Here is a 25,920-nt window from a genome sequence, read left to right as displayed (position 1 = left end):
AAGGCCGGCCACCAGGGGTGACCGGCCTTGAGCCAGGGGTGATGGAACGTCAGTTGGCCGCGACGCCGAACTGGCCCTCGCCACCGTGGACCTGGGTGCCCTCGGCGAACGCCGAGTCGAAGCGCGACTGCAGGGCGTCGAGCTCACCGAACTCGGCCTGGTGCGCGTTCTCCGAGCCCTCGGCCACGAACACGTGGTCGTCGACCGACGCGTCGTGCGAGTAGTTGGTGTAGTCGTCGGACTCGAAGTGCACGGCCGCCGGCTGGTCGTACTCGACGTGGTGCCCCTGCGAGAAGTCCGTGGACTCCTGGGCGTGGTGGTCGTTCTCGTACACCCCGTACTGGTTGTTGTAGTCGGCCTCCGAGCCGTGGGCCTGGTGCAGCTGGTCGAGGCCCGCGTGCTCCTGGCCGGCCTCGTAGTGACCGTAGTCCACGTCGTGGCCGCCGTCGTAGCCAGTGTCGATGTCGCTCATGGTCCGTATCCCCCTGGGAAGTCGTTGTCGCTGTTGAGGAAAACGTTACGGGGGTCCGGGACCCGTCGAATCCCGGAAACGTGCCACGAGCCGAACCGGCGCGAGCGGATCGCAGCGTCGCCGGCTGACGGCTTTCCCGCGGGCGAACGGGGGCTGTCCCCCGGGCGAATTCGGGAGCCAACCCTAGTGCCCGGGCGCCCCGCGCCCGGGAGCCTGAATGTATGCGGCTGCTCAAGGCGTTGGTGGTCGGGCTGCTGCTCATCGTCGGCGGCGGGGTCGTCGGCGGCGGGGCGGCCGAAGCGGTACCGCAGGTGCGCGAGTCAGCTCTGCGGGCGGATCCCTCGCTGGTACTTCGCTGGGCCCCGATCCACCACCAGGACGTGGACGCGCACGGCCGCCATTCGGCCGGCGGGCGGGCGGACAAGGTCACCCGGGTCGACTTCGACGGGAACTGGGACGCGCGGGACAACTGGGAGCACGCGGGCGACTTCCCGGCGGCCGCCTACGCGTACGCCTCCGTCGTGCAGACCCGCACGCACTGGTTCCTGACGTACCTGTTCTTCCATTCCCGCGACTGGACGAACCGGCCGTTCTTCGACTCCGAGCACGAGAACGACGCCGAGGGGGTGCTGCTGGTCGTGGCGAGGGACGGCACGCGGTACGGCGAGCTGCGCGCCGCCGTCACCGTCGCGCACGCGGACTTCTTCTCGTACACACCCGCCGGCAGCCCCTGGTCCGGCGGGCGCGAGACGATCGACGGCATCCTGGCGATGCAGCGCTCCACCCGCGACGGGCTCCTGCACCCGGTGACCGCGCAGGAGGCGCACGGGCACGGGCTCAAGGCGTACCGCGGGCGCTCCGGCGGCGTCGTCTACTACCCGGCGGAGGTCGCCGAGATGCCGCGCGGCGCGCACGATCCCGACGTCGGGTACGCGCTGCTCGACATCTTCGCCCCCGGCGGGTTGTGGCAGCGCCGCGGCGACCCGGCGCTGTTCGCGGCGCCGGGGACGTTCGCGGGGGACGCGCCACGGTTCGGGCGCGGCGCGTGCGGGCACGGGACGTTCCGCTGTACGACGAACTCGGCGCACGCGCCGTGGGGCTGGGACGACCACGACGACACACCCGGGCGGGGCGAGATCGCGACCGACCCGGCGAAGGTGGCGGCGGAGTACTTCACGATCCCGGAGCCGTTCGCCCGGGAGTACACCGCGAACGGGTACACGCCGGGCCCGGCCCAGGCGCCGATCGCGGTCGCCCACTCCCCCGGTGCCCAATGAGCCCACAAAGCCGAACGGACGCGGCGCGCCGCCGAAGTCATCGGTTCCGCACGCCGGGCGGAGCGGGCATCATGTGTGCCATGGTCGATCTGCCGCCGGCCCCGTCCGACGACGCCGTGCTGTTCCGCCGCTCGCCCGGGCGCGTAGTGCTGTTCAGTGCCGGGTTCGCCGCGTTCGGCTGGGGGGTGGGCATGGCCGGCGTCGGGCTCGCGATCGGGGCGGTGTTCGGGGCCGGCTGGGCCGCGGTGCGCGTGGCGGCACCGGTCGGCGCCCTCGGGTTCGTGGCGTTCACGCTCCTGTACGCGGGGACCCAGCTGCGGCGCTCGCCGTGGGTGCGGGTCTCGTCGGGCGGCCTCGAGCTCGGCGCGCCGTTCACGCGGGCGGTGCTCGTGCCCTGGGCGGCGGTCGAGGCGGTGCGGGTGAGCCGGACCGTCGGGCTCACCGGGATCGAGGTCGTGCCGAGCGACCCGGCGCTGGTGTCGGTGCAGGACACCGGCGGGCGCGGCGCGATCCTGCGGGTGCGGCCGGGCGGCCTGGGCTACCAGGTCGACACCAGCGCGTTCCCACGCGGCGGGGCGACACTGCTGGCCGCGCTGCGCACCCACGGGGTGGACATCTGAGGCCGCTGCTGTTCCTCGACGTCGACGGACCCCTGATCCCACTGGCGCCCCGCGACACGGGCCGGCACCCGGCGGTCGAGGCGGCGGCCGAGCGCCTCGGCAACCCGCTGCTGGCCCGGCTCGACCCGGCGGACGGGCCGCGGCTGCTCACGCTCGGCTGCGACCTGGTGTGGGCGACCACGTGGGGCGAGGACGCCAACCAGGTGATCGGGCCGCTGCTCGGCCTGCCGCCGCTGCCGGTGGTGGCCTGGGGCGACGAAGTGGACACCGGCGGGCTGCACTGGAAGACGAGGGACCTGGTCGCGTACGCCGCCGGGCGCCCGTTCGTGTGGGTCGACGACGAGATCGGCGACCCGGACCGGGCGTTCGTGGCGGGCGAGGCGCTGCCGCACCGCGTCGACGGGCGGGCCGGCCTCACCGCCGCGGACTTCGCCGCGGTGCGGGCCTGGCTGGCGGCCTACTGCTGATCGGGGCGCAGGCGATCACGGCCGCGCTGCTGACCCGCGCCGCACCGTGCCCGAGCTCGTGGGCGACCGTCGCGACCAGGGCCATCGGCGCGGCGGCCAGGTCGGCGCGGACCGCGCTCACCGCGCGCCCGTCGCGCAGCCGGTAGTGGCCGGCGGCGCCGGACCAGGCCAGGCGGCGGCCCGCGGCGAGGCGCGGGTCGCCGTCGGACTCCTCGTGCTCCAGTTCGATGCTCGCCCGGTCGACGCCCATGTGCCGGCACCGGCGGCGGACCAGCGCCTCGGCGTCGTCGCGGCTGCCCTCGTAGGCGCCGGGGAAGTGCTCGTCGGTCGGGGTGAGCACCTCGCCGAGCAGCCAGTCCAGGGACCGCTCGATCCAGAGGCATCGCGCGCTGCCACCACATCCCCGCATGACACCCGCTCAGGGGCAGCGGCCGGTCAGGACCACCGAGCCGGCGTTGAGGATGTGGTAGGCGTCGCCGGTGACGACGACCTGGGCGTCACCGGTGCAGGAGGCCGGGACCGGGGTGCCGCGGGCGACCGTCATCGTTCGCGGCGGGGCCGCGGGCGCGGTGGCCAGCAGTGCCAGGACCGCCACGACCGCCGAGCGCAGGCCGGGCCGGCGCCGCAGCAGCGCCGGCCCGGACGGTGCGCGCGCGGGGTCGATCTCGGGATAGCGGTCGAGGTCGATCACCCGGCCATGCTACCCGTCCGCGACCCGCCCGGCTCGCTCCACAGTGGAGGGACGCACCGGGTACGGCACGATGGTGGGCGTGCGGAACACGACCCCTACCCCCGGGAGTGAGCGAAGATGCTGAGCCGAGCCGAGCGCGCCGTGCGCGCCGCCTTCCGGGACGGGGCGCGGATCGACGTCGCCGGGGCGAGCGTGCGCGCCGCCGTCATCGCCGAGCTGCTGCTGGCCGGGCCGGCGCCGCGCCCCGGCCGCACCGCCCGGGTCGACCTCGCGGGGGCCCGGATCACCGGGAAGCTGGACCTGACCGGGGCCCGCGTCGACGCGCCGATCCGGCTGCGGCGCTGTGTCTTCGCCGAGCCGGTCGTGCTCGACCACGCCGAGATCGGCTCGGCCAACCTCGACGGCAGCGAACTGCCCGCGATCGACGCCGAGTCGCTGCGGGTGCGACGCTGGTTCGGGATGCGCGAGGCGCGGGTGGCCGGGCCGGCGTGGCTGCACCACGTGCGCGTCGACGGCGGGCTCGACCTGGCCGGCACGCACTTCGGCGGCGCCGTCAACCTGCAGCGGGCCGTGATCGAGGGCGACGCGCGGATCGGGCACGGGGCGCGGTACGGCGCCGGGGTCCGCCTCGACGGCTCCCGCATCGCCGGCGACCTCAACATCGCCCAGCTGACCGCGACCGCCCCGGAGCGCGGGCCGGCGATCGACGCCAACGGGGTGACGGTCGGCGGCGGGGTATGGGTCCACGACAGCGTCTTCGACGGCACGGTCATGTTCATCGGGCTGCGGGCGGCCGCCGCGATCACGCTGCAGCGCACGGTGCTGCGCGCCCCCGGCGACTCCGCGCTGCTGCTCATCGAGGCCGAGACGGCGATGCTGACGCTGCGCCCGGCCGCGAGCTCGGCGGGGACCATCGTGCTGCGCGACGCGCACGTGGGCCGGTTCATGGACAACCCGGTGGAGTGGCCGCAGGCGTGCCGGATCGAGCTGGGCGGGCTGACGTACGACCGGATCAGCCGCCGCTCCGGCGACACGACGCAGTGGTCCGCCCGGCAGCGGCTGGAGTGGATGGCCCGCTTCGACACGTCGTTCGCGCCCGGGCCGTACGACCAGCTCGCCGCCGCCCTGCGCCGCGACGGGCGCGAGCAGGAGGCCCGCGAGGTCCTGCGGGTCCGGGAGCGGCTGCGGCACCGGGCGATGGGGCGCCTCGGGGCGCTGTGGGGCGCGGTGCAGGACGCGACGATCGGGTTCGGCTACCGGCCGGCGCGGGCGCTGCTGTGGCTGGTAGCGGTCCTCGCGGCGGGCAGCGGCTGGTTCGGGTGGAGCGGGCCGCTGGCGGCGGTGAAGCCGGGCGAGGTGCCGACGTGGGACCCGGTGCTGTACACCCTCGACCTGCTCGTCCCGCTCGTCGACCTCGGCCACGAGCACGCCTGGAACCCGGTCGGCGCGGACAAGGCCGTCGCGGTGGCCGTGATGGCGGCTGGCTGGGTGCTCGCCACGACGGTCGTGGCCGGCGCCGGTCGCGCCCTACGGAAATGAAATCGATACAGACAGCAACGTTACTCACCAGTACGATCGGCGCACCCCTGCACTCCTTCGCGAGGAGGATCGATGGCTCGCTCCGGTTACTGGTTACTGGCCATTCCAACGACCGCGCCGCTGCTCACACCCCTGTACGACCGCGCCACCCCCATGCTGTGGGGCATCCCGTTCTTCTACACCTACCAGCTTGCCTGCGTCCTGCTGGCCATGGTGATCGTCGTCGTCGTGCACCTGCGCAACCGCCGGCCGCGGGAGTACGGGCGGTGACCGGCGGGGTCGAGTCCGCCGTCTTCGCCGGGCTCATGGGCGCCATGCTGCTGCTCGGCGTCGGCGCGGCCCGCTGGCGGCGCCCGCAGGACATCCACAACCTGGAGGAGTGGGGCGTCGGCGGCCGCGCGTTCGGCAACTGGACGACCTGGTTCCTGCTCGGCGGCAGCATGTACAGCGCCTACACCTTCGTCGCCGTCCCCGCCCTGACCTACGGCGTCGGCGCGATGGGCTTCTTCGCGGTGCCGTTCGCCACCATCGTCACCCCGCTGTCGTTCATCTTCACCACGCGGGCCTGGTCGGTGGCGCACCGGCACGGGTTCGTGACCCCGTCGGAGTTCACCGCCGCCCGCTTCGGCTCGCGGGGGCTGGGCGCGGTGGTGGCGCTGACCGGGATCGCGGCGACCATGCCGTACATCGCCGTGCAGCTGTCCGCCCTGCAGGCCGTGCTGCAGACGGTCGGCATGGCCGGCGAGTGGCCGCTGCTGGCCGCGGTGACGATCGTGTCGCTGTGCACGTTCCGCTCCGGGCTGCGCGCCCCGGCCCTGCTGTCCATCGCCAAGGACGTCCTGCTCGGCTGGGTCGTCGTCGCCGCGCTGCTGGTCGTGGCCATGTCCGGCGGCTGGGGCACCGCGTTCCGCAAGGCCGGCGAGCACTTCGCGGCGACCCCGTCACCGAGCGACGGGCTGCTGCTCGGCGGCGCGCCCGGGCAGAGCGCGTACGTCACCCTCGTCATCGGCTCGGCGCTGTCCATCTTCGCCTACCCGCACGCGCTGACCACGATGCTCGCCGCCAAGGACCGCTCCACCGTGCAGCGCAACGCCGCCGCGATGCCGATCTACTGCCTGGTGCTCGGGCTCATGGCGATGCTCGGCTTCTTCGCGCTGTCGCAGGGCGTCACGCCGGCCGGCCGCGACCTGAACACGATCATGCCGCAGCTCTTCCACGGCCTCTTCCCGGCCTGGTCGTCCGGCATCGCCCTGGCGGCGTTCGGCATCGCCGCGCTCATCCCGGCCGCGGTCATGTCCATCGCGGCCGCGAACGCGTTCACCCGCTCGATCTACCGCGCCTACCTCCGCCCGGCCGCCACCCCAGCCGAGGAGGCGCGGGTGAGCCGGTGGACGTCGCTGGCCGTGAAGCTCGGCGCGGTGCTGTGCATCCTGCTGCTCAACCCGGCGTTCTCGGTCGACCTGCAGCTCATCGGCGGCGTGATCATCCTGCAGACGATCCCGGCCGGGTTCATCGGGCTGCTGACGAACTGGTTCCACCGCCTGGCGCTGATCGCCGGCCTCGTCGTCGGCCTGGGCGTCGGGGTCGTCATGCTGTACCGCATCCCGCAGCCCGGCCCCGGCGGCAAGGCGCACTTCGGCGGCTCGATCACGACGATCGGCGGCGTCGCGCTCTACGTCGGGGTCATAGCCCTCCTGGTGAACCTCGCCGTCGCCGTCCTCGGCACCATGCTGCTGCGCGCCGCGCGGGTCCGCCCCGGCCGCGACCGCACCCGCCCGGACGACTACGACGCGGACGCCGACGACCCGATGGTCAAGCGCCTCGAGACCCTCCTCGACGGCCTGCCCACCAGCCCCGCCGGCGCCCACGCCGCGACCCGCTACCACCCCCGTCAGTAGGCTCGCAGCTCGTAGATGCGGGTCGCGCCGTCCGCGCCCTGCGTCGGGGTCCCGACGTCGAGCCGGATGTAGCGGCCCGCGACGGCACTGACCGGGTGGGTGGTGTTCGCCGCGGTGTTGTTCGCGACGTTCACCACCCGGGTCCAGCTCGTGCCGTCGTCGGAGACCGAGATCGTGAAGGCCCTGGTGTTGTACGCGGCCGCCTCCCCGCCGGCCTGGGCGTGCGCCACCTCGAACCGGGAGATGCTCTTCGTCGCGCCGAGGTCGACCTGCAGCCAGGCCCCGGCGACCGAGGAGCAGAACTTGTCGGAGTTGCCACCGGCGACGCTGCCGTTGACGGCCTTCTCCGGCCCCTCGGACGCCACGCACGGCGTCGGTCCGGTCGCCGGGCGGCCCTGGGCCAGGTTCGTGCCGGGCCCGGTCGGCGCGCCGATCGCCACGTTGTCGAAGGCGGCCGCGGCGTTGAAGACCCGCACGCCGTCGGCACCGGCGGCATAGGTCGCGTCCGTCACGCTGATCCTCGGGTTGGCCAGGTCGTCGACGTACACCTTGATCGACGAGCCGACCGCCGTGACCCGCAGGTGGTAGGTCGTCCCCACCGCGACGGCCAGGTTCGCGGATCCCAGCTGCGTCCAGTTGTTGGCGGCCCGGCCGAGCACCACCCGGCCGGCGGGGCTGATCCCGGCGTAGTAGCCGTTGTACGCGTCCGTGCCCGTCGCCGCGCCGGTGGCCCGGAACACCAGGCCCGCGTCGCCGCCGCCGGACGTGACGGTGACGTCGGCGTCGTAGCTGAAGTCGCCGAAGTTGGTGTCCAGCAACGCCTTCCCGCCCAGCGAGCTGCCGGCCTCGTAGCGGCCGTTGACGGCGCTCCAGCTGCCGCCGTGGGTCTTCCAGCCCAGCGCGTTGCCGTCGGCGAAGTTGTCCCTGACCCGCATGGTGACGCGCTGGATGGTGCCGTCGGCGTTGAAGTTCATCCGGTCGTAGGCGAGCTGGCGGTGGTTGCCGTCGGTCTCGCTCAGCGGCCGGCGATGATAGAAGATGTACCACGTGTCGGTGCCGGGCACGTTGACCACCGAGTTGTGCCCGGAGCCCTTCGCCACCGCCGGGTCCTGCGCGAGCACCTTGTCCAGCCGGGTGAACGGCCCGGTCGGCGAGGCCGACATGGCGTAGGAGACCGAGTAGTCGGGGCCGGTCCAGCCGCCCTCGGACCACATCAGGTAGTACTTGCCGTTGCGCTTGAACATCTGCGAGCCCTCGACGTAGCCGGCCGGCGTGATCTCCTTGTAGGTGCTGCCGTCCGGGAACGTGCCGATGCTCGTCATGTCGGCGCCCAGGCGGGCGACGTTCGCGTGCCCGTGGCCTCCGTAGTAGATGTAGGCCTGCCCGTCGTCGTCGATGAAGACGTCCTGGTCGATGGGCTGGGCGCCGTTGTAGTACTGCCCGATGAGCGGCTTGCCGAGCGCGTCCTGGTAGGGGCCGGCGGGGTTGTCGGCGACGGCCACGCCGATGCCGCCCAGCGCCGAGTTGTTCTGGATGTCGTTGGCCGCGAAGTACAGGTAGTACTTGCCGTTACGCCGGATCGGGGCGGGCGCCCACATCGCGTACGACGCCCAGGAGACGTTCGCGGTGGTGAGCACGTTGCTGTGCTTGGTCCAGGTGACCAGGTCGGTGGAGGAGAAGGCGTCGAGGTACGTCTGCTCGGAGTAGCCCTTCGAGGTGGTCGGGAAGACCCAGTACGTGTTGTCGTACACGGCGATGTCGGGGTCGGCGTACCACCCGTCGGCGAAGGGGTTCCCCGCCTCCGCCGTGGTGTAGTCGGGGATCGCGGCCGCGGCGGGCAGGGCCGGTGCGAGCGCGGCGATGAGCCCGCCGGCCAGCAGCGCGGCGAGAAGTCGTCTGGACATCGGTGGCGGCTCCGATGGTCGTGTTGGAACGCACAGGTTCCGTAAAGATTGCACACAACTCAACGAACCCGTCAAGGATCGTCGATGCCATCGGAGCCGCCGTTCTGTCGACGAGTCGCCTAACTCGCGGCGGTGTACTGGTTCGAGGTGTAGGTGCGCGCGAGCGTGCCGGGCACGGTGAAGTAGGCCGCGGCGACGCGGGCCGGGTCGGTGGCGAGCTCGCCGCGGGCCGGCACGTCGTTGCCGTCGTCCCAGCCCCACGGGGCGTTGGCCGAGTCGGTGGTGCAGTCCCAGGTGCCGTTGCCGCAGCTGTCGGAGCCCGTGTTGGTGTCGTCGCCGGCGAAGCTGCCGTAGCCGGCGAAGAGGTTGGTGTTGGAGCGCTGGGCCCACAGGCCGCCTGCGGCGAAGATGTCGATCAGCTGGTACTGCACGTCGCGGTCGTTGGCACTGGAGGGCGCCTCGGCGACCGTGGACGGGTAGTACACGACGCCGTCGCCGTTGCCGTTGTTGTCGATGTCGTAGTACGGCCACGCCTTCAGCCCGTGCCCGTGAGTCTCCTGCGCGGTCACCGGGTGCTGGAAGGAGTCGTACGGCGAGGCCTTCAGCTGCACCGAGCCGTCCACCGTCTCCCCGCCGTTGGTCCAGGTGCTCCCCGCCGGGGTGAACGAGTAGAAGTCGCTGTGCGCGACGGTCACCGCGGCGCGCAGCACGCCGTAGGTGGAGCCGTCCTTCTCCACCGCGAACAGCACGCCCTCGGCGTCGTTCTCGTGCTCGGTCTCGAAGAACGGGTGGTCGATCCAGTCCCGCGGGTGGAAGAACATGTACGTCAGGTACCAGTGGGTGCTCGTCTCGACCACCGAGTAGTACACGTAGGCCTTGAGCTGGTAGCTCGGCGCGTGCTCCCAGTTGTTGCGCCCCACCAGGTCGCCGTCGAAGTCCACCTTCGTGATGTAGTCGGCGCGGCCGCCGATCGCGTGCGCGCCGGTCTGGTCGACGTCCTGGTAGTGGATCGGGGCCCAGCGCTGCGCCAGGGCCGCGGGCGTGACCGCCGCGTGCGCCGGGGCCGCCACCGTCAACGCGGCGAGCGTGCCCGCCGCCGCGGTGGCCAGCGCGAGGCCGGCCGCCTTCAGAGAGGTACCGAGCATGGTGCTTGCTCCCACAATGCGTCTTTTGATTGACGTACGCGAATGTAGGAATGATTCGATGAACTTGAATGGCGCCCGGGCGTACGCCGGACGAAGGCTGACTGACGGCTCAGGCGGCCCGGCCCCGTCGATGACGACGAGCTCCCTACCGGGCCAGGCGGGCGGCACCGCGCAGCAACTCGTCGCCGTCAAGCCAGCAGCCGAGGTCGCGGGGCGGGCGGTCGCTGTACGCGTCCGGCTTGCCCGTCACCTCGTGCCCGATGACCGCGTCCCCCCAGGTCACCCACTCGCGGGCCACGTGGTCGCGGGTCGCCGCCGCGCGTAGGCGCCGACGACGTCGTCCGCATGGTCCACGAAGGCGCTGAAGCGGTGCCACTGCTCGGGCAGGAAGCGGGCGACGCCGCGGTAAAGCCAGTCCAGCTCGCCACGGCGCACGGCGTAGGCGAGGATCAGGTGGAGCCTCAGCTCCCGCCGTACAGCAGCCACCGGGCGATCCCGAGATGCTCCCGGAGCCGCTCCATGTCGGCGCCCGGGTCGCTCGCGGGCGGGGTGCTGCGGCCGCAGCCGCGCTGATCGAACTGCACGATGCGGTATCGCGCGGGGTCGAACAGCCGCCGCGCCCCGGCCGAGGAGCCGGAGCCGGGGCCGCCGTGCACGACGAGCGCGGGCGCGCCGTGCGGGTCGCCGCTGACCGCGTCGTACACCTCGTGGCCGTCGCCGACCGCGAGCCGGCCCTCCAGACGGGGCTGGCAGGGTGCGCCCGCCCGGGCCGGTGGCGGCCAGCCCGGGCGGGCACGGGGAGAGCGCTTACACAGTGTTGTACGTCGATATATTACGGATGTCAATGCTGGTCGCCCTCAGTCGAGGACGGCGACCGCGCCCCAGAACCCGCCGATCATGATCAGCAGCCAGACGCCGTAGACGCACCTGAGCGCGATGGTCCACCCGTGCGAGGTGTGCGCGCACGCCTCCAGGCTCGGCTTGTGCGCGCCGGCCGGGTCCGTACGCACCCGGGTGCGGTCGCCACGGCCCGGCCAGGGCTCGGCGTCGCAGCCGATCCAGCCCAGGTCCTGTTCGGTCCGGGCGTCGCTGACCCGGAACTGCCACGAGCAGCCGCTGTCGTTGGCCACACACTTGTTGTCCATCACCACGACGTCCCGCCACTGCCCGGACCGGACCTCGATGTCGACGGTGGTCAGCCAGGTGGTCGCCGCGACCAGGATGAACGCCGGAAAGAGCAGCCCACAGCCGGCCTCCCCGTCGTCGAAGCCGATCAGCGGCACCACCACCGCCAGGGCGACGCACGCGAACATGGCGACCCCGGCCATCAGCGCCGCGCGCCAGAACCCCGCGGCGCCGATGTGCCCGGCCCACACGGCCAGCAGCCCGCAAACCCCGACCGCCGCGGCGGTCAGCACCGCCCGGACGTACCGCATACCCGCTCGCACCTCCCCTCGCCCAGGATATCCACCGGCGGCAATGCTCAGAAGTTGCTCAGCACCGAGACGAACACATCGTCGATGGTGGACGGGTTGCGCGCGTCGTAGGCCGCGGCCCGGGACGCCCGCGCGATGCGGTCCAGCGTCTTGAGGTCCGACTTGTCGCCGAAGGCGATGGCGAAGACCCGCACCGACCGCTCGAGGTCGTCGGCGTTGACGTCGCGCAGGAGCGCGTCGAGGTCGTTGTCGCGCGGATACTCGTTCTTGCCGTCGGTGAGCACGACGACCGCGTTGATCCGGTCGGCCGCGTAGCCCGCCAGCATGCTCTCCTGGGCCGCGCGCACGGTGGTGTACAGCGCGGTGCCGCCCTCCGGGTGCAGCCCCTTGACGGCCGCGGTGAGCGCCGCCCCGTTCGTGCGCATCGGGGCGAAGGGCACGACCTCGGCGTACGGCCGCGGCCCGCCGGCGTCCTCGGTCGAGAACCGCCACAGCGACACCTCGTCGTCCGGATGCAGGCGTTTCAGCCCCTCGGCCACCGCAAGCTTGGCCGCCTCCAGCCGCGTCCGCCCGCCCCCGGCCGACTCGTCCATCGAGCCGGACACGTCGATGACGAGCAGGACGCGGGCCTTCTTGCGCAGGTCGTCCCAGCCCGCCAGCATGCGCGACAGCACGCTCGGGGCCGGCGGGTCGATCAGCGACAGCGGCGGCTGCCCGCCGGGCATGCCGATCGCGGCCGAGAGCGCCGGCCCGGCCTGGCCCCGGTAGTCGCGGAAGCCGACGTCGGCGAAGCGCTGCTGCTGCTCGGGCCGGCGCAGGAAGTCCAGGAAGTCCGCCGCCGCGGCCCGCTGCTGCGCCGTGGCCGAGGCGAGGAGCACGAACGGGTGGTCCATCATCAGCGTGCCGTCCTTCGGGTGTACGGCGACCAGCGGGACCGAGGGCCGGCGCCCCTTGCCGATCCGGGCCGGGTCGCCGTCGGGGGCGCCGCTGTCGTAGAGGTACAGCAGCTGCTCCTGCATGGCGACGGCGCTGACGTAGGAGGTCGCGCGGCCCTGCGCGTCGGCCTCGGCCAGGTTGACGAGGAACTTCACGGCGTCGTCGGCGTAGTGCACGACGCTCGCCTCGACGCCGCGCACGAAGTCGGCCACCCGCGGCCGGCTCAGGTCCGTCTCGGTCAGGTCGCTGGACTTGCCGCTGGCCGCGTAGAACGCCGCCACCGTCGCCGCCAGGCCCGACGTCGACAGGTGCGGGTTGTCCTTGCCGAGCGTGAACCGGCCCCACTCCGGGTGCCCGGCGGCGCCCCAGCCGCGCGGGTCGGACGCCAGCGCCAGCACGTCGGCCCAGCCGAGCGGCTTGTCCGGCCAGCCGAGCGCCTCAGCCATCGGCTTGGGCATGCCGATCGTCAGCGGGCTCTGCGCGATCGAGGGCACGTCGGAGCCGGGGGTGTCGCCCAGCGGCGCGGTGCGGTCGGTGGCCGCGGCCCGCTCGCGCATGAGCCCGAGCCACAGCGACGACGACGGCGTCCACACCTGCGGCGCCGGGGCGCCGTCGCGGGCCGGGTCCCAGCCCGCGACGAGCGACTCCATCGCCGCGCCGGAGGTCTTCTTGTGCACCGCGACGCCCGCGCAGTGCCCGTCGAAGGTCCGGCCCGCGTTGTTGTACCGCGAGGCGAGCTCCGCCAGCAGGTCGCCCTTCTCCGTGGAGGCGCTGACCTCGATCTGCGTGCACTCGCCGCGCCCCCGGTTTCCGTCGGCCTTCTCCGGCCGCAGCCACAGGTAGGTGCCGCCGATGGCGACCAGGCCGGCCACGACCGCGGCCGCCAGCGGCGCCCGGCTTCTCACGCGGGCTGACACCAGTACCTCACATCGTCCATGAGCGAGGCGGTCCAGACGTCCCGTGGCCGCTGGTTCACGCGACCACCTCGGCCATCTCCGGCGCGGCCTGCGGGGCCGGCTCGCGCTCGTCCCGGGCGAAGGCCAGCCCGACGCCGGTCAGCACCAGCGCCCCGGCGACGTAGACGGCCACGCTCGTCGCGGTGCCGGTGGCGGCGACCAGCTTCACGGCGACGATGGGTGCCAGGGCGCCGCCGAAGATGCCCGCGATCTGGTACCCCATCGACGCGCCCGAGTAGCGCAGCCGCGTGGAGAACTGCTCGGCCACGAAGGCGGCCTGGGGGCCGTACATGGCCGCGTGCGCGATCAGCGCGACGGCGACGGCGAGCACGATGGCGGCCCGGTTGCCAGTGTCCAGCAGCGGGAAGAACGCGAACGCCCACACGCCGGCGCCGATCGCCCCCGCGGCGTACACCGGCCGGCGCCCGACGCGGTCCGACAGCGCCCCGAAGAGCGGGATGAGCGCCAGCTGCACACCCGATCCGATCAGTACCGCCGACAGCGCGTAGTCCCGCGGCAGCTTCACGGTGCCGGTGACGTAGGTGAGCACGTAGAGCGTGAACACGTAGAAGGCGACGTCGGTGCCGACCCGCGCGGCCATCGCCACGAGCAGCCCGCGCGGGTGCCTGGTCAGCACCTCGACCAGCGGCATCGGTGACGTCTCGTCCGCTACGGCGCGAAACTGCGGCGACTCCGCGACGGCGAAGCGGATCCACAGCCCGACGAGCACCAGGACGCCGGAGAGCAGGAACGGTACCCGCCATCCCCACGACAGGAAGGCCGCGTCGGGCTGCACCGCGTTGAGCACCCACAGCACGCCGGCCGCGAGCAGGTTCCCCGCCGGCACGCCGACCTGCGGCCACGCCGCGTTGAGCCCGCGCCGCGCCGCCCCGCCGTGCTCCATTGTCATGACCACGGCGCCGCCCCACTCGCCGCCGAGCCCGAGGCCCTGCAGGAATCGCAGCGTCACCAGCACGATCGGGGCCACCGCGCCCCACGTGGCGTAGGTCGGCAGCAGCCCGATCGCGAAGGTCGCGGCGCCCATGAGCACCAGCGTCACGACGAGCACGCCCCGGCGCCCGACGCGGTCGCCGAAGTGGCCGAAGACGATGCCGCCGAGGGGCCGCGCGACGAAGCCGATGGCGTAGGTGGTGAAGGCGAGCAGCGTCGCGGTCACCGGGGCGAAGGTCGGGAAGAAGAGCTTGCCGAAGACGAGCGCCGCGGCGGAGCCGTAGAGGAAGAAGTCGTACCACTCCAGCGAGGTGCCGATCAGGCCGGCGAGAATGACCCGCCGCGGTGCCGAGTGCCGGGATTGTGCCTGGGTTGTCCGCTCTGCCATGGGTGGGCTCCTAACGGATCGTGTGAGCAGGCTCACCGCTCAAGGTAGAGGATTGTTCAACGATTCAGCAATAGATCGGTGCAAGACCATCAATTCCCACTTGACGGAGTGAGTACTCACTCCGTAGCCTCGGGTCCATGACACCGAACCCCGCCGCGGACGCCCCGAGGCGCCGCGCGCCCGGCATGAGCACCGAACAGCGCCGCGAGATGATCCTGCAGACGGCGTTGCCGCTCGTCGCGGAGTACGGCAGCAAGGTCACCACGGCCCAGATCGCCCGCGCCGCGGGCATCGGCGAGGCCACGATCTTCCGCGTCTTCGCCGACAAGGACGAACTGCTGCAGGCGTGCGTCCTGCGCGCTCTGGACCCGACCCACCTGCTGGCACATCTGGAGACGATCTCGCTGGACCAGCCCCTGGCGGACCGCCTGGTGGAGGCGGCCGAGGCCCTGCAGGCCCACCTGAGCAGGATGGGCGCGGTGATCGGCTCCCTGCACGCCACCGGCCACCCGCCGTCGCGCACCGCGCCGGCGTCACCCTCACCCGAAGACCGCTCCGCCGGCCGGGACGCCTCCCAGGCCGCCACGAAGGCCGCGCTCGCCGAGCTCTTCGAGCCCGAGGCCGATCAGCTCCGGCTGCCGGCCGCCACGGCCGCGGACGTCTTCCTGGGCTTCATGTTCGCCCGGGGCCGCTTCCCGGGAACCTCCGACGCCACCGTGGCCGACCTGGTCGACCTGTTCCTGCACGGAGCCCTGCGGTGAGCGCCGCCCGCCGCGCCGCGGCCGTCCTCGGCGCAGTGGCGGCCCCGGCCGCGATCTGGCTGATCGCCGTCCCGGGCCTCGGCCACCGCCTGGTCGTGGCGGACAACCGCGGCGGCCCCCCGCTGGACGTCGGCCTGCCGGTGGTCGTGACGCTGGCCCTGCTCGCGTCGCTGGCCGGCTGGGCCTTGCTGGCTGTCCTGGAGCGCCTGACCCGGCGAGCGCCGGCGATCTGGCCGGCCTGCGCGCTGGTGGTCCTGGCGCTGTCCTTCGCGCCGCTGACGGGTCCGGGCACGCCGATGTCCACCAAGCTTCCGCTGGCCCTGATGCACGTGGCCGTGGCCGCGGTCCTGATCCCGCTGCTGCGCCCGACCGGCCGCCGGCGCCCGGACGTTCAGCGCCCGAAGGCCCCCAGCAGCTGACGCTCGGCCGCGTCGAGATAGACGGCGAGCGCCTTGTCGGCGGCCTTCGCGTTCCCGGCGGCGAGCAGCTCGTAGATCTCACGGTTCGTCTTGAGGTACGGCTCGTGAAACTCCCGGGGCGCCGACATCACCAGGAACACGAGCCGGAGCTCGGCGAGCAGCCGCCGGACGGTCTCGCTGACCCGCCGGCTGCCGGCCAGCCCCGCCACGGCCTGGTGGAACCGCATGTTGGCGGTGCCGACCTCGACCCAGGCACCCCGCGAGGCCGCCTCCTCGGCCGCCTCGACCGCCTCCCGAACCCGCTCGACGGCCCCCGGCGGCGCGAAGTTCACGCCCCGGACCGCGGCCCCTTCGAGAATCCGCCGGATCGCGTAGAGGTCGCGGACGTCGTCGGCGGTGAGCTCGCGGACGAACACGCCGCGGTTGAACTCGTGGGTGAGCAGCCCTTCGTGGGACAGCAGCCGGAACGCTTCGCGAAGCGTGTTCCGCGAGACCCCGAGCGCCTCCCGCAGGGCCTCCTCGCTGAGCCGGGTCCCGGGCGGAAACACCCCTTCGGTGATCCGATCCCGCAGCACGTCGGCGACCCGCTCGCCGTATCCACCCCGATCGAGCTGCGCACGGTCATCGGCCAACCGAAGGGTCCAGTCACCGGTCGCGGCAGCACGAGTCACACCCAGCAGCATCGCACAATGCCGGATCGTTGAACAATCCACCGCCCACCGTCCCGGGCCCGGGGCCAGCGGGGCTCAGGAAGCCGATGTCGATGCGGCATACGCGTTCGGGGCCGGCCAGGACAACGCAGCCCGGGGTGCCTTCCGCGGTGAAGCGGGCCCGCTCGGGGACGTTGGCCGCGTGCCAGGTGGCCGGCGGGCCCGCCGTCGCCAGAGCCGTGTCCAGGACGTCCTGGACCAGGCGTACCGCCAGGCGAGCCAGCTCCAGACCCGGGCGGCCGATGGCGGTGGCGTGGAGGTACGCCGCACGGCACAGGGACTCGTACACCGTGCGTTCGTCGACCTCGTGCAGGCCGGGGACGTCCACCGGGCCCGGGCGGAGCGCGAAGCGGACGCCTCGCGTGGGGGTCACTGGCAGGAGGAACGACAGCAGGTCCGCCACCGCCACCGGGGACGTGGGCGGCGGCTCCTCAGCCCTGATGAAGGAGAAGCGGGTTGTCCGGTCGCCCGTTCGGTGCAGCAGGTGTACGGCCCCGTCCGCCGGGGTCAGCAACAGGATGTCCGGGTCCACCGCGATCCAGGTGACCATCAGGTCGGCGATGCAGGTCAGCAGGTCCCGCACCCGGTGGGAGCCCGGCGGCGGGAGCAGGGTCGCGATCCGCGCGGTCAGCCACTCGGCCAGGGCGTCGACTCTGGCGGGCTGGGTGACGGCGAACCGGTTGGCCTGGTCGCGCGGGAGGACCGTGACCGCCTTCGGCGGAGGGTCGAGGTCGCCGTAGCTCGCGGTCCGCTCCGGGGACGGAACCTCGTCCCACGGGTTGAGCCACTGGATCGGGGCCCGGCCGGCCGCTGCCTCGACATCCAGGGTCGGTGCCCAGCGGCGCAGGACCTCGAGGGCCGCCGGGAGGGGGTGCTGGAGCTCGGCCGGGGTCACACACTGGCCCGCGTTCCATGCCGTTCCATCGAGGCTGCCACGGTACCATCCGAGCGCAGCGTATCGATGACGTTCGGTAGTCGGGATCGGGGAGCCGGGGATGGGTGGGCGCGAGGACGAGGAGCCGTCGCCGTGGGCTCGACCGGCTCGGCACGCGGCCTCTCCCTTCGAGGCGCCGTCGCCGTGGGCATCGCCGCCGGTTCAGCCGGGCGCCGAACCCGATGCCGGCGGGGATGACGAGCCGTTTCCCGATGACGTGTACGCGCCGGCACCGCCTGGGGCGCCCGAGATGTATCCGCCCGAGCCGCGGCTGCCGTTGTGGGGTATGCCGGAGGTTTCGGATCAAGGACCAGGCGCGGGCCAGGACCGGGAGCAAGACCTGGAGCCGGGTCGCGGACGGGGCGCGGCGGGAATCAGCGAGCCGGGCCGGGCGGCGGGCTGGGGGCGAGGCGCCACGGCGGGGCCGGAGCCGGGTCGCGTAACCAGGAGGGAGCCGGGCGGTCGGCGACGGCTGTTGAGCAAAGGGCGGCTCATCGCGGCCGGGATCGTGGTTGCCGTGCTCGCCGCCGGGGGCGTTGTGGCGGTCTTGCGCGGCGGCGGGGAGCGGGACGCCGGCGGTGACTTCGGGGTCGGGGACGCCGTCGCGGGGATCGCGGGCTCGCGCGGTACACATGTGGAATTGACCTTCGGCGATCGTAACGGGACGCTTGTCGATGCCTCGTTCACCGTTGCCGCCTCCGGGCTGGGCAGCGGGACCGTCACCGATCCCGGGGGTGGGCGGGCCGAGGTGCGGACCAACGGGACGCGCACCGTCGTGCGCGGCGACGCCGACTGGTGGTCGCGGCGCGCGCCGGCGCAGGCCTCCGCGCTCGCCGACAAGTGGATTCTGCCCAAGGACGGCACGATCCTGCCGATCGACATCGGGCGGGCGCTGACGCCGAAGGGGCTGGCGGAGTCGGTACGCATCGCCGCGGCCGGGGCGCCGAAGGCCACCGGGAGCCTGCCCTGGCCGGGGCCGGCCGGCGACGTCGACGTGCTCGACAACGGCGACTGGCTGCTCGCCGTGGCGCGGACCAGGCCCGCGAGCGTGGTGTGGTTCGGCGGGCATCTGACCGGGTTCGGCCCGCTGCAGCCGGCGCGGCTGGACGCGAGTCCGGCGTTCGTGGTGGCGCGCCAGCCGAACACGGTGCCGCCGTACGTCGGCGTGGCACTGTCCACACCGGACGACAACGAGCTGGCCCGGGTGACGAAGGCCGTCGACGAGGTGTTCGGCGCGGACCGGCAGCCGGCCACGCAGGCGACGGTGAAGCTGACCGCGCCGAAGTTCTCGGTCCGGTCCGAGGACGGCGGGTGCGGTGGCGGGCAGTGCTCGTGGACCGCGGTGGTCACGAACACCGGCACCGCGCCGTGCGACGTGACGGTCATCGCATCGGTGAACCCGGGCATGGAGCCGCGCTCCGTGCACCTCGGGGAGCTGGCGCCCAACGCGTCGAAGACGACGCCGGTGATGACGTTCCGCACGACGGCGGCCAGGCCGGCCTCCAACGCGCAGGTGTACTGCCCGGCGCTGGACGGCCTCGACCCCGGCGCCCGGCAGCGGGTGGCGGCGCTGCAGTTCGACCCGTCGCTGTCCACAAAGGTCAGTGGGCTCGACCCCGCGCTGCAGGCGGTGATGCTCGACGCGGCCGACGTGCTCACGCGCGGGCGGGCCGGGCTGACGCCCCAGGATCGGGAGCGGTTCCTGGCCGCGCTCGAGCTGACGATCGCCGGGCAGCTGATCCCGGAGGTGCGGGCGATCACCGAGTCCGGGCGCGTGGAGAACCCGGACGCGCTGGTGGAGCTGCTGCGCAACGCGTCCGGCGCCGCCCCGGCCGCGGACCAGCTGGCGTACCGCCGGGAACTGGAGCTCGCCGCGAGCCTGCTGCGCAACGACCCCGGTGCCCGGCTGCGGCTCGACGAGCGCGCCCCCGCGCTCACCGACACGGCGGCCAGGCGCGTCTACCGCCTCGGCTCGGTCGCCGGCGACCGGCTGCTGCCCGACCGGCCGGAGGCGGCGCCCGGTCTGGCCACGGTCCTCATGGTGTACCTCGAGCCGACCCGCCCGGAGCACGACCTGGACCGCCCCGGGTTCGCGCGCCTGCTCCACCAGCCGAAGTACGCGATCTCGGCCTCGACCGTGCTGTGCCCGGGCGGCAAGCCGTCCGTCGACGAGCTGGTGCTGGTCAACCGCCACGGCGAGCAGCGGTGGACCAGCACCCAGTTCCACGAGCTCAGCGACGCCTGCCCGTGATCGGGCCATGAGCTGGGACCTCCTGCGCCCCGCCGGATGAGGGGCCACCGGGCGACCCCCGGATATCCGACAGTGTGGGCCCCGTCGCACTGAGTAGTACGGGAAGCCGACTGCGCCGGGGGCCGCCCGATTCCTACCCTCCTGACGGCTCTACTCAGGAGGACACTTCGCGATGAAACCCATAACTGCTCTGCTCACCCTCACCCTGGCGGCGGGCGCGCTCACCGCCTGCGACGCCGAGATCACCACGACCCCGGGCGGGCAGGCCAAGGCCGTGTCCGCGTCGTCGTCGCCGGTGCCGCCAAAGGAGGCCCTGACCACGGCGGTCAAGGCGCTGGACACCACCGCGTACAACTTCGCCATCAAGCAGGGCGTCATGAGCGGCGGCGGCCGCGTCGACCCGGGCGCCCGCACCGCGGTGCTCGACATCGGCGGCGACGTCGCGGTCGGCGGTGACGTGGGGAGCATCCACGTCTCGGTCGCGTACACGATCATCACCCCCGACATGTGGATCAAGGCCGACTTCGGCGACGCCATCAACAAGCAGTTCAGCATGGACCCGGTCCACTGGATGCACGTCGACCGCAAGAAGATCACCGGGACGCAGATTCCGCTGGACTCGGCGGGCAACCCCGAGGTCGGCATCACCGAACTGCTGGGCGCCCTCGGCGAGGTCAAGCGCACCGACAAGACGCACTTCACCGGCACGGTCGACGTGACCGGCGTCGAGGGCATCATGGCCCCGTCGGACACGGTGCTCAAGAAGGCCGGCGACAAGGCCAGAACGGTCCCGTTCACGGCGACGGTCGACGAGCACGGCCGCCTGACAAACTTCAAGATCGACGGCGCCGCGTTCGACCCGGACCTGGCCATGGAGCTGACCTTCACCGGCTTCGGCTCGGTCCAGCCGGTCACCGCCCCGACCAACGCCATCGAGGCCCCGGACCCGGTCTACGAGCTCATCGGCTGAGCACCACCGCGCCGGAGGAGCCCGGCCGGCTCCTCCGGCCTGGCGGTGAGCACGTTGCGGCTGGTGGGCATGTCGCTCGTAGGCCCGGCCGCCGTGCCGGTCCCCCGGGGTTGCCATGCGGCCAGCCTCGTACAGGGCTTAGGGCGGGCCCGGCAGGGTACAGCCCAGGGTATGGACGACAACACACCGATAATCTCGGGAACCCCGGCCGCGGCGCGCACGGTGGACGCGTTCGGGGACCGCGGCGCCCGCACGGGCGCGGAGCAGGAGTGGACGGCCGAGGACCTGGCGGCGGCCGAGGGGCGCGATCCGACGCCGAGGAACGTGCGCCGGGCCCAGCAGAAGCTCGACGAACTCGGCCCGGCGGCCATCGAGCGGACCGTTCCGTAGCGCCCGGACGGGTAGCGGGCGGCCGGCTCCCTGAACCGGCCGCCCCGGGCGTCAGCAGACCTCCAGGACCTCAGCCGTTCTCCTTTTGCTGTACCCCCATGAGCACCACGCCACGGCGTCACGGATGGCGCAGGTGCCGTCATCGTCGGTGAGCATGAGCAGCTTGAGGCCGGCGCCGAGGGCCGCCCACACGAAGGCATCCGGACCTCGTTGGTCCTCGCCCGCTGGCCGCGTGATCCCGCGTCGGTCGAATCGGTTCGGCGCGGCGGCGCTCAGCGGTGGCGGACCGGGACCAGGCAGTACTGGGCCTCGCCCCGAACGACGAACGGCTGGTTGACGTCCGGGCAGCGCTCCGCCTTCGGGATCTGCTTGGTGATCTCGAACGCGCCGCGGGCGTCGCAGTCGACGACGGTCGCACGGTCGGCGGTCTGGGCGACGCACTGCCCCACCTGAAAGTCCCGCTCGGGCAGCGAGCCGGTCAGTTTCAGGGCGACGACGGTACCGGAGCCGAGCGCGACCAGCGCCACGAACAGCGTGAGCGCCGCGTTCACCGGCGGGCTCAACCGCCGCCGCCGGTGCGTCGAACGCGGGGCCTGCGGCCGCGGCCCGTTCCGGTCGCGCCGCCAGCGGAACGCGCGGGCGCGAGCCTGCTGTCCGGAACGGTCGGCGAGGCTGAGCTTCGGGGCCGGGAACCGCGGAGCCGGCGAGACCGCGACGTCCGACAGCGGCGGCTCGGCCTGCTGCGGATCGCCCCCCTCGGCGTCGGGGTCGAAGGGTTCACGCCCGGCGAGCGGGCCACGACGCGACGACTGCATGTACCGCCGCACGACCCGCACCACCGCCCCGAAGTCCTCCACGTCCGCCTCCGGCTCGACCCGCGTGGCGGTCTTAGGCCGCGCCTCGACAACGGGAGCCTCCCCAGCTTCCGCGACCGACACCGCAACCGGCTCGAGATCGGGCCCTGACTCCGATCCCGGCGCACTGACGGCGCGAAGCCTGGCAAGCAGGTCGGACTCCTCGACAGCCTCACGACCGAAGACGGACGCCCACGGCACGAACCCGGCCTCCTCGGCAACAGACTCCGCCTCCGGTGCTGCCTGTCCGACAGCCTCGGCCTCGACCTGAGGCCCGGGCTCGACCGCCTCGGGATCCTGGAAGAAGCGCGGCTCCTCGACCGCCCTGGGCTCTTCGACCGCCTCAGGCTCCTCGATAACTAAGGGCTCCCCGACGGGCTCAGCCTCATCGAACGAATCCAGCCCTTCGACCGGCCCGGACGCCGACTCCTCCTCGGCATCCGCGGCCGCCTCGCGCTGCTTGACCGGCGCAGGCTCCAGCTCCTTCTCGGCCTCCGTGACCGCCTCGGGCTCCTCGACGGGCTCAGGCTCCAGCACCTCCCCGGACACCGCGAACGCCCCGGACACCTCGACCGGCTCACGCTCCCCGACCGGCCCCGCCCCCAACACCTCCCCGGACACCGCGAACGCCTCGGATGCCTCGACCGATTCACGCTCCCCGACCCGCCCGGCCCCCAACACCTCCCCGGACACCGCGAACGCCCCGGACGCCTCAACCGGCTCACGCTCCCCGACCGGCCCCGCCCCCGACACCTCCCCGGACACCGCGAACGCCTCGGATGCCTCGACCGCCTTGGGTTTGGCGGTTTCGGTTGGGCCGGGTTCGGGCTCTGGTTCGGCCTCGATGACCTCGGGGACGCGGTTCAGGGCCGGGCGGGCCTCCGCCACGCGCAGGGTGCGGAACTTCGTCACCATCAGGTCGAGCTCGGCCTCGAACACGTCCAGCTCGTTGCCGGCCGCCCGCAGGCCGAGGCTCGCGGCCGTCAGGTCGGTCTCGGCCAGGTCCATCTCGCTGTGCAGCGCCGTCAGCTCGTTCGCGACGGAGACGAGGTCGGCCTTGATCGTGCGGTACTGGATCTCGGCCGCCCGGCACTCCGACCGGATGGCCCTGATCTCCTTCTCGAACCGCCACGGCCTGTCCTGCTCCAGCGCCCACAGCTCGGCCCGGATCTCCCACGGCTCCAGCGGCCCGGACCGCACCACCGGCTCGGCGGCGACGGCCGGCGCGGGCGCGGCGAACCGCGTCGACAACCCGCCGCCCGGGACCGGCGCCGCGCCCGGACCCGGAACCGGACCCGCCGGCGTCCCGCCCGCCGGCCCGGCGGACCCGCCCCGCGCCGAGGCGGCGGGGCCGGTGGCGGCCCAGGCGGCCGTGTCGGCCGAGCCGGCCGCCGCCGCGTGGGCGTCGTACAGGACACGGCGCGAGGATCGGGGCGCGGCGGGCGCCTCGCGCTTCAGGGCCGCCCACGAGTCCGGCGGCGCAGCCGGGCGGCGGGCATCGGACGCCTGCAGGGCGGCCCACAGTTCGTTCGGGTCCACACGAGCGGCGGCGGGCGGTGCGGGCTCGACCGGCGGGCGCGGCCGGCGCGGCACCGGTGAGGGATCGGCCAGCAGCGCGCCCTCGGCGACGACCGGGCCCGGCAGCGGTACCGGCGAAATCCCGAGCGTCTCGACCAGCATCTCGGTGGCCAGCGGCGTGTGGGCGAGCCCGCCCGTGAGCAGGACGCCCGCCAGCTGTGGCACCGCGGCGTCGGCGACCAGCGCGGCCAGCGCCTGCATGACGCGTTCCAGCGCCGGGCGGGCCAGGGTCTCGAACTCGGTGCGGGTCAGGGCCATGCCGGACGCGGACCACGGCACGGGGATCGTGGCGGCCTTCGCGGCCGTCAGCTCCTCGCGGCCCTCGCGCGCGCCGTCCAGCAGCGCGCGGTCCGGCTTCCAGCGCCACACCTTGCGGCGGGCGAAGGTCGAGCCGAGGTGGGTCAGGATCGCGGCGTCCAGGGCCAGGCCGCCGGCCTCGGGGACGGTGGCGCAGGACAGCACGCTGACCACCCGGCCGGTGCGCTGGACGATCGCCGCGTCCGCCGAGCCGGCGCCGAGGTCCAGCACGACCGCGGCGGCTCCGTCCGGCAGCGTCAGCAGGCCCAGCTCGTCGGCGTGCAGCGCGGCGGCGGCCGGCTCCGGCACCAGGCGGGCCGGGCGCAGGCCGACCAGGGCGGCGGCCTTGTCCAGCAGCTGCGTCTGCGGGCGGTGCCAGTGGGCCGGGTGGGTCAGGGCGACGCTCGCGACCGGACCGCCGACCACGCGGCGGGCGACGGCGGCGACGTGGGTGAGCACGGCGGCGAAGAGGCTGCGGACCGGGCACTCGACGCCGCCGAGGACGACCGCGCCCTGGTCGAGGCTGCGGCGCGGGTACGGCTCGAAGCGGTCAGGGTTCGCCCCGCCCGCCTCGACCGCCGCGAGGCCCGCGACGAAGTGGGGGGCGTTGTCCAGGCACACCGCCGACGGCTCGAACAGCAGCAGCTCACGCCGGCCGTCCGGCCGGGCCAGCACCGCGGCGGTGCTCGCGGTGCCGAAGTCGATCCCCAGGTGGTATCCCCCCACGCGTACCAGTTAATACGACAAAAGCGGGCTAAAGGCCACAGAACGGTGAGGACCCATACGTGCCCTGCCCGGCAATCGGGCTCCGGTACCGGAACCGGGACAAACCACCGGGTCGTACTTTGGTCGGATCCGCCGCCGCCGGCCTGCCAATACCATGGTGGGGATGCTCGCTCGACTGCGCTCCTTCTGGGATGAGCCGGGCCCCTCCGGCGCCCCCGTCCGGGTGTGGCGTGACTGGGTGCTCGCCGTCGCGTTCTCGCTCGCGGCCGTGGCCGAGGTGCTCGGGCGGCCCGGCCTGCCCTTCCGCTGGTATGCCGGGGTCGTCGCCCTCCTCGTCGTGCCGACGCTGCTGATCCGGCGCACCCGGCCGCTGCTCGCGGTGGCGGTCGCGTTCGGGGCGTGCGGCCTCGCGCCGCTGGCGACCGGGCGCGACCTCGGCCTCAACTCGTTCGTGTTCGTGCTCTTCCTCGGCTACGCCCTGACCCGCTGGGGCTCGGGCCGCCAGGCGGTCATCGGCTCCGCGATCATCGTCGCCAAGCTGCTGTTCGACCTGCTCATGGGGTATGCCGGGTGGAGCGGCACGATCGGCGGCCTCGGGGTGCTGTTCGCGGTCACGGCGCTGGGGGCGGCGGTGCGCTACGGGGCCCGGGCCCGCCATCGCGAGCTGGACCAGGTCAAGCTCCTGGAGCGCGAGCGGCTCGCCCGCGACCTGCACGACACCGTTGCCCACCACGTCTCCGCGATGATCATCCGCGCCCAGGCGGGCCTGGCGACCGCACCGGTCAACCCGGATGCGGCCACCGACGCCCTGCGGATCATCGAGGCCGAGGCGTCCCGGGCCCTGGCGGAGATGCGCGGTATCGTACGCGTCCTGCGCACCGACGAGCCCGCCGAACTGGCCCCGACGCCGGGCCTGGCCGACCTGCGGGGCCTGGCCGGCCGGCACCGGGTCGGCCCCGAGGTCGACGTGCGGATCAGCGGCGACGTCGAGGACCTGCCGGCATCGATCGGCACGGCGCTGTTCCGGCTCGCCCAGGAGTCGGTGACCAACGCCCGCCGGCACGCCCGCAACGCGACCCGGATCGTGGTCAGCATCGTCGCGGACCCGGCCGAGGTACGGCTGCTGGTCACCGACGACGGCGAGACCGCCCCGGCGCGCGGGGCCGGCTCCGGCGGCTTCGGCCTGGTCGGCATGGTGGAGCGGGCGGGGCTGGTCGGCGGCACCTGCGAGGCCGGCCCCGGCCCGGTCGGCGGCTGGACGGTCACGGCCGTTCTGCCCCGGGTCTGACCCTGCGGCCGCCGAAAGTACGGGACAAGCGCGGCCCATGTTCCGATGAAGACGCGCCGCGG

The 25,920-nt window shown here is 73.5% G+C and carries 25 protein-coding genes and 1 pseudogene; 12 read left to right on the top strand and 14 right to left on the bottom strand.

The genetic code is table 11. From position 1 onward, the window contains the following. Nucleotides 1-49: 49 nt before the first annotated feature. On the bottom strand, nucleotides 50-472 hold the full coding sequence (locus ACQPY0_RS25305) for a hypothetical protein (protein ID WP_432993362.1): 423 nt from the start codon (nucleotides 470-472) through the stop codon (nucleotides 50-52). Nucleotides 473-693: 221 nt separating this feature from the next. Between ACQPY0_RS25305 and ACQPY0_RS25300 the strand changes: the two genes are divergently transcribed. The 3 genes from ACQPY0_RS25300 to ACQPY0_RS25290 all read left to right on the top strand — a co-directional run bounded on the left by ACQPY0_RS25300 (nucleotide 694) and on the right by ACQPY0_RS25290 (nucleotide 2,836). Further along, the gene (locus ACQPY0_RS25300; RefSeq protein ID WP_432993360.1) at nucleotides 694-1,749 is read left to right on the top strand and encodes a hypothetical protein; all 1,056 of its coding nucleotides are present in this window, start codon (nucleotides 694-696) and stop codon (nucleotides 1,747-1,749) included. An 80-nt stretch (nucleotides 1,750-1,829) separates the two neighbouring features. Beyond that, a complete protein-coding gene (locus ACQPY0_RS25295; RefSeq protein ID WP_432993358.1) occupies nucleotides 1,830-2,369 on the top strand; it encodes a hypothetical protein in 540 nt (179 codons plus the stop codon). 5 nt (nucleotides 2,370-2,374) lie between these two features. Beyond that, nucleotides 2,375-2,836: an HAD domain-containing protein gene (locus tag ACQPY0_RS25290; RefSeq protein WP_432995387.1), complete on the top strand. Its 462-nt coding sequence runs from the start codon at nucleotides 2,375-2,377 to the stop codon at nucleotides 2,834-2,836. On the opposite strand, the gene ACQPY0_RS25285 is transcribed toward ACQPY0_RS25290, so the two are convergent. Both ACQPY0_RS25285 and ACQPY0_RS25280 read right to left on the bottom strand, forming a co-directional pair. Then, nucleotides 2,784-3,245, bottom strand: coding sequence for a hypothetical protein (locus ACQPY0_RS25285; RefSeq protein WP_432993356.1), 462 nt, complete (start codon nucleotides 3,243-3,245; stop codon nucleotides 2,784-2,786). The two genes, ACQPY0_RS25290 and ACQPY0_RS25285, sit on opposite strands and share 53 nt — an antisense overlap. Before the next feature lie 9 nt (nucleotides 3,246-3,254). After that, entirely contained in the window at nucleotides 3,255-3,527 is a 273-nt protein-coding gene (locus ACQPY0_RS25280) for a hypothetical protein (protein ID WP_432993354.1), read from the bottom strand. A 117-nt stretch (nucleotides 3,528-3,644) separates the two neighbouring features. Here ACQPY0_RS25280 and ACQPY0_RS25275 point away from each other — a divergent pair, with 117 nt between their 5' ends. The 3 genes from ACQPY0_RS25275 to ACQPY0_RS25265 all read left to right on the top strand — a co-directional run bounded on the left by ACQPY0_RS25275 (nucleotide 3,645) and on the right by ACQPY0_RS25265 (nucleotide 6,964). Further along, entirely contained in the window at nucleotides 3,645-5,066 is a 1,422-nt protein-coding gene (locus ACQPY0_RS25275; protein WP_432993352.1) for a hypothetical protein, read from the top strand. 72 nt (nucleotides 5,067-5,138) lie between these two features. Beyond that, nucleotides 5,139-5,336, top strand: a complete 198-nt coding sequence (locus tag ACQPY0_RS25270) for a DUF3311 domain-containing protein (protein ID WP_432993350.1) — start codon at nucleotides 5,139-5,141, stop codon at nucleotides 5,334-5,336. A 35-nt stretch (nucleotides 5,337-5,371) separates the two neighbouring features. Continuing rightward, nucleotides 5,372-6,964 (top strand): sodium:solute symporter family protein, encoded by a 1,593-nt coding sequence (locus ACQPY0_RS25265; RefSeq protein ID WP_432995385.1) that lies wholly within the window; start codon nucleotides 5,372-5,374, stop codon nucleotides 6,962-6,964. Here ACQPY0_RS25265 and ACQPY0_RS25260 read toward each other — a convergent pair. From ACQPY0_RS25260 to ACQPY0_RS25230, 7 genes and pseudogenes are all read right to left on the bottom strand, one after another. Beyond that, a complete protein-coding gene (locus ACQPY0_RS25260; RefSeq protein WP_432993348.1) occupies nucleotides 6,958-8,868 on the bottom strand; it encodes a family 43 glycosylhydrolase in 1,911 nt (636 codons plus the stop codon). The two genes, ACQPY0_RS25265 and ACQPY0_RS25260, sit on opposite strands and share 7 nt — an antisense overlap. A gap of 119 nt (nucleotides 8,869-8,987) precedes the next feature. Continuing rightward, complete coding sequence (locus ACQPY0_RS25255; RefSeq protein ID WP_432993346.1) at nucleotides 8,988-10,013, bottom strand: hypothetical protein; 1,026 nt, start codon at nucleotides 10,011-10,013, stop codon at nucleotides 8,988-8,990. Nucleotides 10,014-10,158: 145 nt separating this feature from the next. Then, nucleotides 10,159-10,311 (bottom strand): hypothetical protein, encoded by a 153-nt coding sequence (locus ACQPY0_RS25250; RefSeq protein WP_432993344.1) that lies wholly within the window; start codon nucleotides 10,309-10,311, stop codon nucleotides 10,159-10,161. 17 nt (nucleotides 10,312-10,328) lie between these two features. Next, a pseudogene (locus tag ACQPY0_RS25245) lies at nucleotides 10,329-10,753 on the bottom strand (alpha/beta fold hydrolase); the annotation flags it as partial. Nucleotides 10,754-10,870: 117 nt separating this feature from the next. Continuing rightward, nucleotides 10,871-11,449: a hypothetical protein gene (locus ACQPY0_RS25240; protein WP_432993342.1), complete on the bottom strand. Its 579-nt coding sequence runs from the start codon at nucleotides 11,447-11,449 to the stop codon at nucleotides 10,871-10,873. Nucleotides 11,450-11,496: 47 nt separating this feature from the next. Beyond that, complete coding sequence (locus ACQPY0_RS25235; protein WP_432993340.1) at nucleotides 11,497-13,290, bottom strand: extracellular solute-binding protein; 1,794 nt, start codon at nucleotides 13,288-13,290, stop codon at nucleotides 11,497-11,499. Between the two features lie 67 nt (nucleotides 13,291-13,357). Further along, the gene (locus ACQPY0_RS25230) at nucleotides 13,358-14,680 is read right to left on the bottom strand and encodes an MFS transporter (RefSeq protein ID WP_432993338.1); all 1,323 of its coding nucleotides are present in this window, start codon (nucleotides 14,678-14,680) and stop codon (nucleotides 13,358-13,360) included. Between the two features lie 137 nt (nucleotides 14,681-14,817). Here ACQPY0_RS25230 and ACQPY0_RS25225 point away from each other — a divergent pair, with 137 nt between their 5' ends. Then, nucleotides 14,818-15,441 carry a TetR/AcrR family transcriptional regulator gene (locus tag ACQPY0_RS25225; protein WP_432993336.1) on the top strand — a complete coding sequence of 208 codons (624 nt, stop codon included), beginning with the start codon at nucleotides 14,818-14,820 and terminating at the stop codon, nucleotides 15,439-15,441. Next, the gene (locus tag ACQPY0_RS25220; RefSeq protein ID WP_432993334.1) at nucleotides 15,438-15,860 is read left to right on the top strand and encodes a DUF6069 family protein; all 423 of its coding nucleotides are present in this window, start codon (nucleotides 15,438-15,440) and stop codon (nucleotides 15,858-15,860) included. The genes ACQPY0_RS25225 and ACQPY0_RS25220 overlap by 4 nt, the downstream gene beginning before the upstream one ends. On the opposite strand, the gene ACQPY0_RS25215 is transcribed toward ACQPY0_RS25220, so the two are convergent. Together ACQPY0_RS25215 and ACQPY0_RS25210 are read right to left on the bottom strand one after the other, a co-directional pair. Further along, the gene (locus ACQPY0_RS25215; protein WP_432993332.1) at nucleotides 15,833-16,492 is read right to left on the bottom strand and encodes a GntR family transcriptional regulator; all 660 of its coding nucleotides are present in this window, start codon (nucleotides 16,490-16,492) and stop codon (nucleotides 15,833-15,835) included. The genes ACQPY0_RS25220 and ACQPY0_RS25215 overlap by 28 nt on opposite strands. Nucleotides 16,493-16,505: 13 nt before the next feature. Next, the gene (locus ACQPY0_RS25210) at nucleotides 16,506-17,465 is read right to left on the bottom strand and encodes a hypothetical protein (RefSeq protein WP_432993330.1); all 960 of its coding nucleotides are present in this window, start codon (nucleotides 17,463-17,465) and stop codon (nucleotides 16,506-16,508) included. 514 nt (nucleotides 17,466-17,979) lie between these two features. Between ACQPY0_RS25210 and ACQPY0_RS25205 the strand changes: the two genes are divergently transcribed. From ACQPY0_RS25205 to ACQPY0_RS25195, 3 genes are all read left to right on the top strand, one after another. Beyond that, nucleotides 17,980-19,755 (top strand): hypothetical protein, encoded by a 1,776-nt coding sequence (locus tag ACQPY0_RS25205; RefSeq protein WP_432993328.1) that lies wholly within the window; start codon nucleotides 17,980-17,982, stop codon nucleotides 19,753-19,755. A gap of 172 nt (nucleotides 19,756-19,927) precedes the next feature. Next, nucleotides 19,928-20,725: a hypothetical protein gene (locus ACQPY0_RS25200; protein WP_432993326.1), complete on the top strand. Its 798-nt coding sequence runs from the start codon at nucleotides 19,928-19,930 to the stop codon at nucleotides 20,723-20,725. Nucleotides 20,726-20,896: 171 nt separating this feature from the next. Next, nucleotides 20,897-21,115 carry a hypothetical protein gene (locus ACQPY0_RS25195; RefSeq protein ID WP_432993324.1) on the top strand — a complete coding sequence of 73 codons (219 nt, stop codon included), beginning with the start codon at nucleotides 20,897-20,899 and terminating at the stop codon, nucleotides 21,113-21,115. Nucleotides 21,116-21,166: 51 nt separating this feature from the next. Here ACQPY0_RS25195 and ACQPY0_RS25190 read toward each other — a convergent pair whose 3' ends face one another. Both ACQPY0_RS25190 and ACQPY0_RS25185 read right to left on the bottom strand, forming a co-directional pair. Then, nucleotides 21,167-21,307: a hypothetical protein gene (locus ACQPY0_RS25190; protein WP_432993322.1), complete on the bottom strand. Its 141-nt coding sequence runs from the start codon at nucleotides 21,305-21,307 to the stop codon at nucleotides 21,167-21,169. A gap of 80 nt (nucleotides 21,308-21,387) precedes the next feature. After that, nucleotides 21,388-24,570: an Hsp70 family protein gene (locus ACQPY0_RS25185; RefSeq protein ID WP_432993320.1), complete on the bottom strand. Its 3,183-nt coding sequence runs from the start codon at nucleotides 24,568-24,570 to the stop codon at nucleotides 21,388-21,390. A 163-nt stretch (nucleotides 24,571-24,733) separates the two neighbouring features. Here ACQPY0_RS25185 and ACQPY0_RS25180 point away from each other — a divergent pair, with 163 nt between their 5' ends. Continuing rightward, a complete protein-coding gene (locus ACQPY0_RS25180; protein WP_432993318.1) occupies nucleotides 24,734-25,858 on the top strand; it encodes a sensor histidine kinase in 1,125 nt (374 codons plus the stop codon). Nucleotides 25,859-25,920 lie beyond the last annotated feature (62 nt).

Origin of the sequence: Dactylosporangium sp. CA-233914, assembly GCF_050942935.1 — a bacterium.
Lineage (GTDB): Bacteria > Actinomycetota > Actinomycetes > Mycobacteriales > Micromonosporaceae > Dactylosporangium.
The sequence above is the reverse complement of the archived record's forward strand: the minus strand, read 5'-3'. Positions and strand labels throughout refer to the sequence as shown.

Coding starts and splice junctions, on each gene's coding strand:
- ACQPY0_RS25305 (WP_432993362.1), bottom strand. CDS start 472: ATGAGCGACATCGACACTGGCTACGACGGCGGCCACGACGTGGACTAC.
- ACQPY0_RS25300 (WP_432993360.1), top strand. CDS start 694: ATGCGGCTGCTCAAGGCGTTGGTGGTCGGGCTGCTGCTCATCGTCGGC.
- ACQPY0_RS25295 (WP_432993358.1), top strand. CDS start 1,830: ATGGTCGATCTGCCGCCGGCCCCGTCCGACGACGCCGTGCTGTTCCGC.
- ACQPY0_RS25285 (WP_432993356.1), bottom strand. CDS start 3,245: ATGCGGGGATGTGGTGGCAGCGCGCGATGCCTCTGGATCGAGCGGTCC.
- ACQPY0_RS25275 (WP_432993352.1), top strand. CDS start 3,645: ATGCTGAGCCGAGCCGAGCGCGCCGTGCGCGCCGCCTTCCGGGACGGG.
- ACQPY0_RS25270 (WP_432993350.1), top strand. CDS start 5,139: ATGGCTCGCTCCGGTTACTGGTTACTGGCCATTCCAACGACCGCGCCG.
- ACQPY0_RS25265 (WP_432995385.1), top strand. CDS start 5,372: ATGGGCGCCATGCTGCTGCTCGGCGTCGGCGCGGCCCGCTGGCGGCGC.
- ACQPY0_RS25260 (WP_432993348.1), bottom strand. CDS start 8,868: ATGTCCAGACGACTTCTCGCCGCGCTGCTGGCCGGCGGGCTCATCGCC.
- ACQPY0_RS25255 (WP_432993346.1), bottom strand. CDS start 10,013: ATGCTCGGTACCTCTCTGAAGGCGGCCGGCCTCGCGCTGGCCACCGCG.
- ACQPY0_RS25240 (WP_432993342.1), bottom strand. CDS start 11,449: ATGCGGTACGTCCGGGCGGTGCTGACCGCCGCGGCGGTCGGGGTTTGC.
- ACQPY0_RS25230 (WP_432993338.1), bottom strand. CDS start 14,680: ATGGCAGAGCGGACAACCCAGGCACAATCCCGGCACTCGGCACCGCGG.
- ACQPY0_RS25225 (WP_432993336.1), top strand. CDS start 14,818: ATGACACCGAACCCCGCCGCGGACGCCCCGAGGCGCCGCGCGCCCGGC.
- ACQPY0_RS25200 (WP_432993326.1), top strand. CDS start 19,928: ATGAAACCCATAACTGCTCTGCTCACCCTCACCCTGGCGGCGGGCGCG.
- ACQPY0_RS25195 (WP_432993324.1), top strand. CDS start 20,897: ATGGACGACAACACACCGATAATCTCGGGAACCCCGGCCGCGGCGCGC.
- ACQPY0_RS25180 (WP_432993318.1), top strand. CDS start 24,734: ATGCTCGCTCGACTGCGCTCCTTCTGGGATGAGCCGGGCCCCTCCGGC.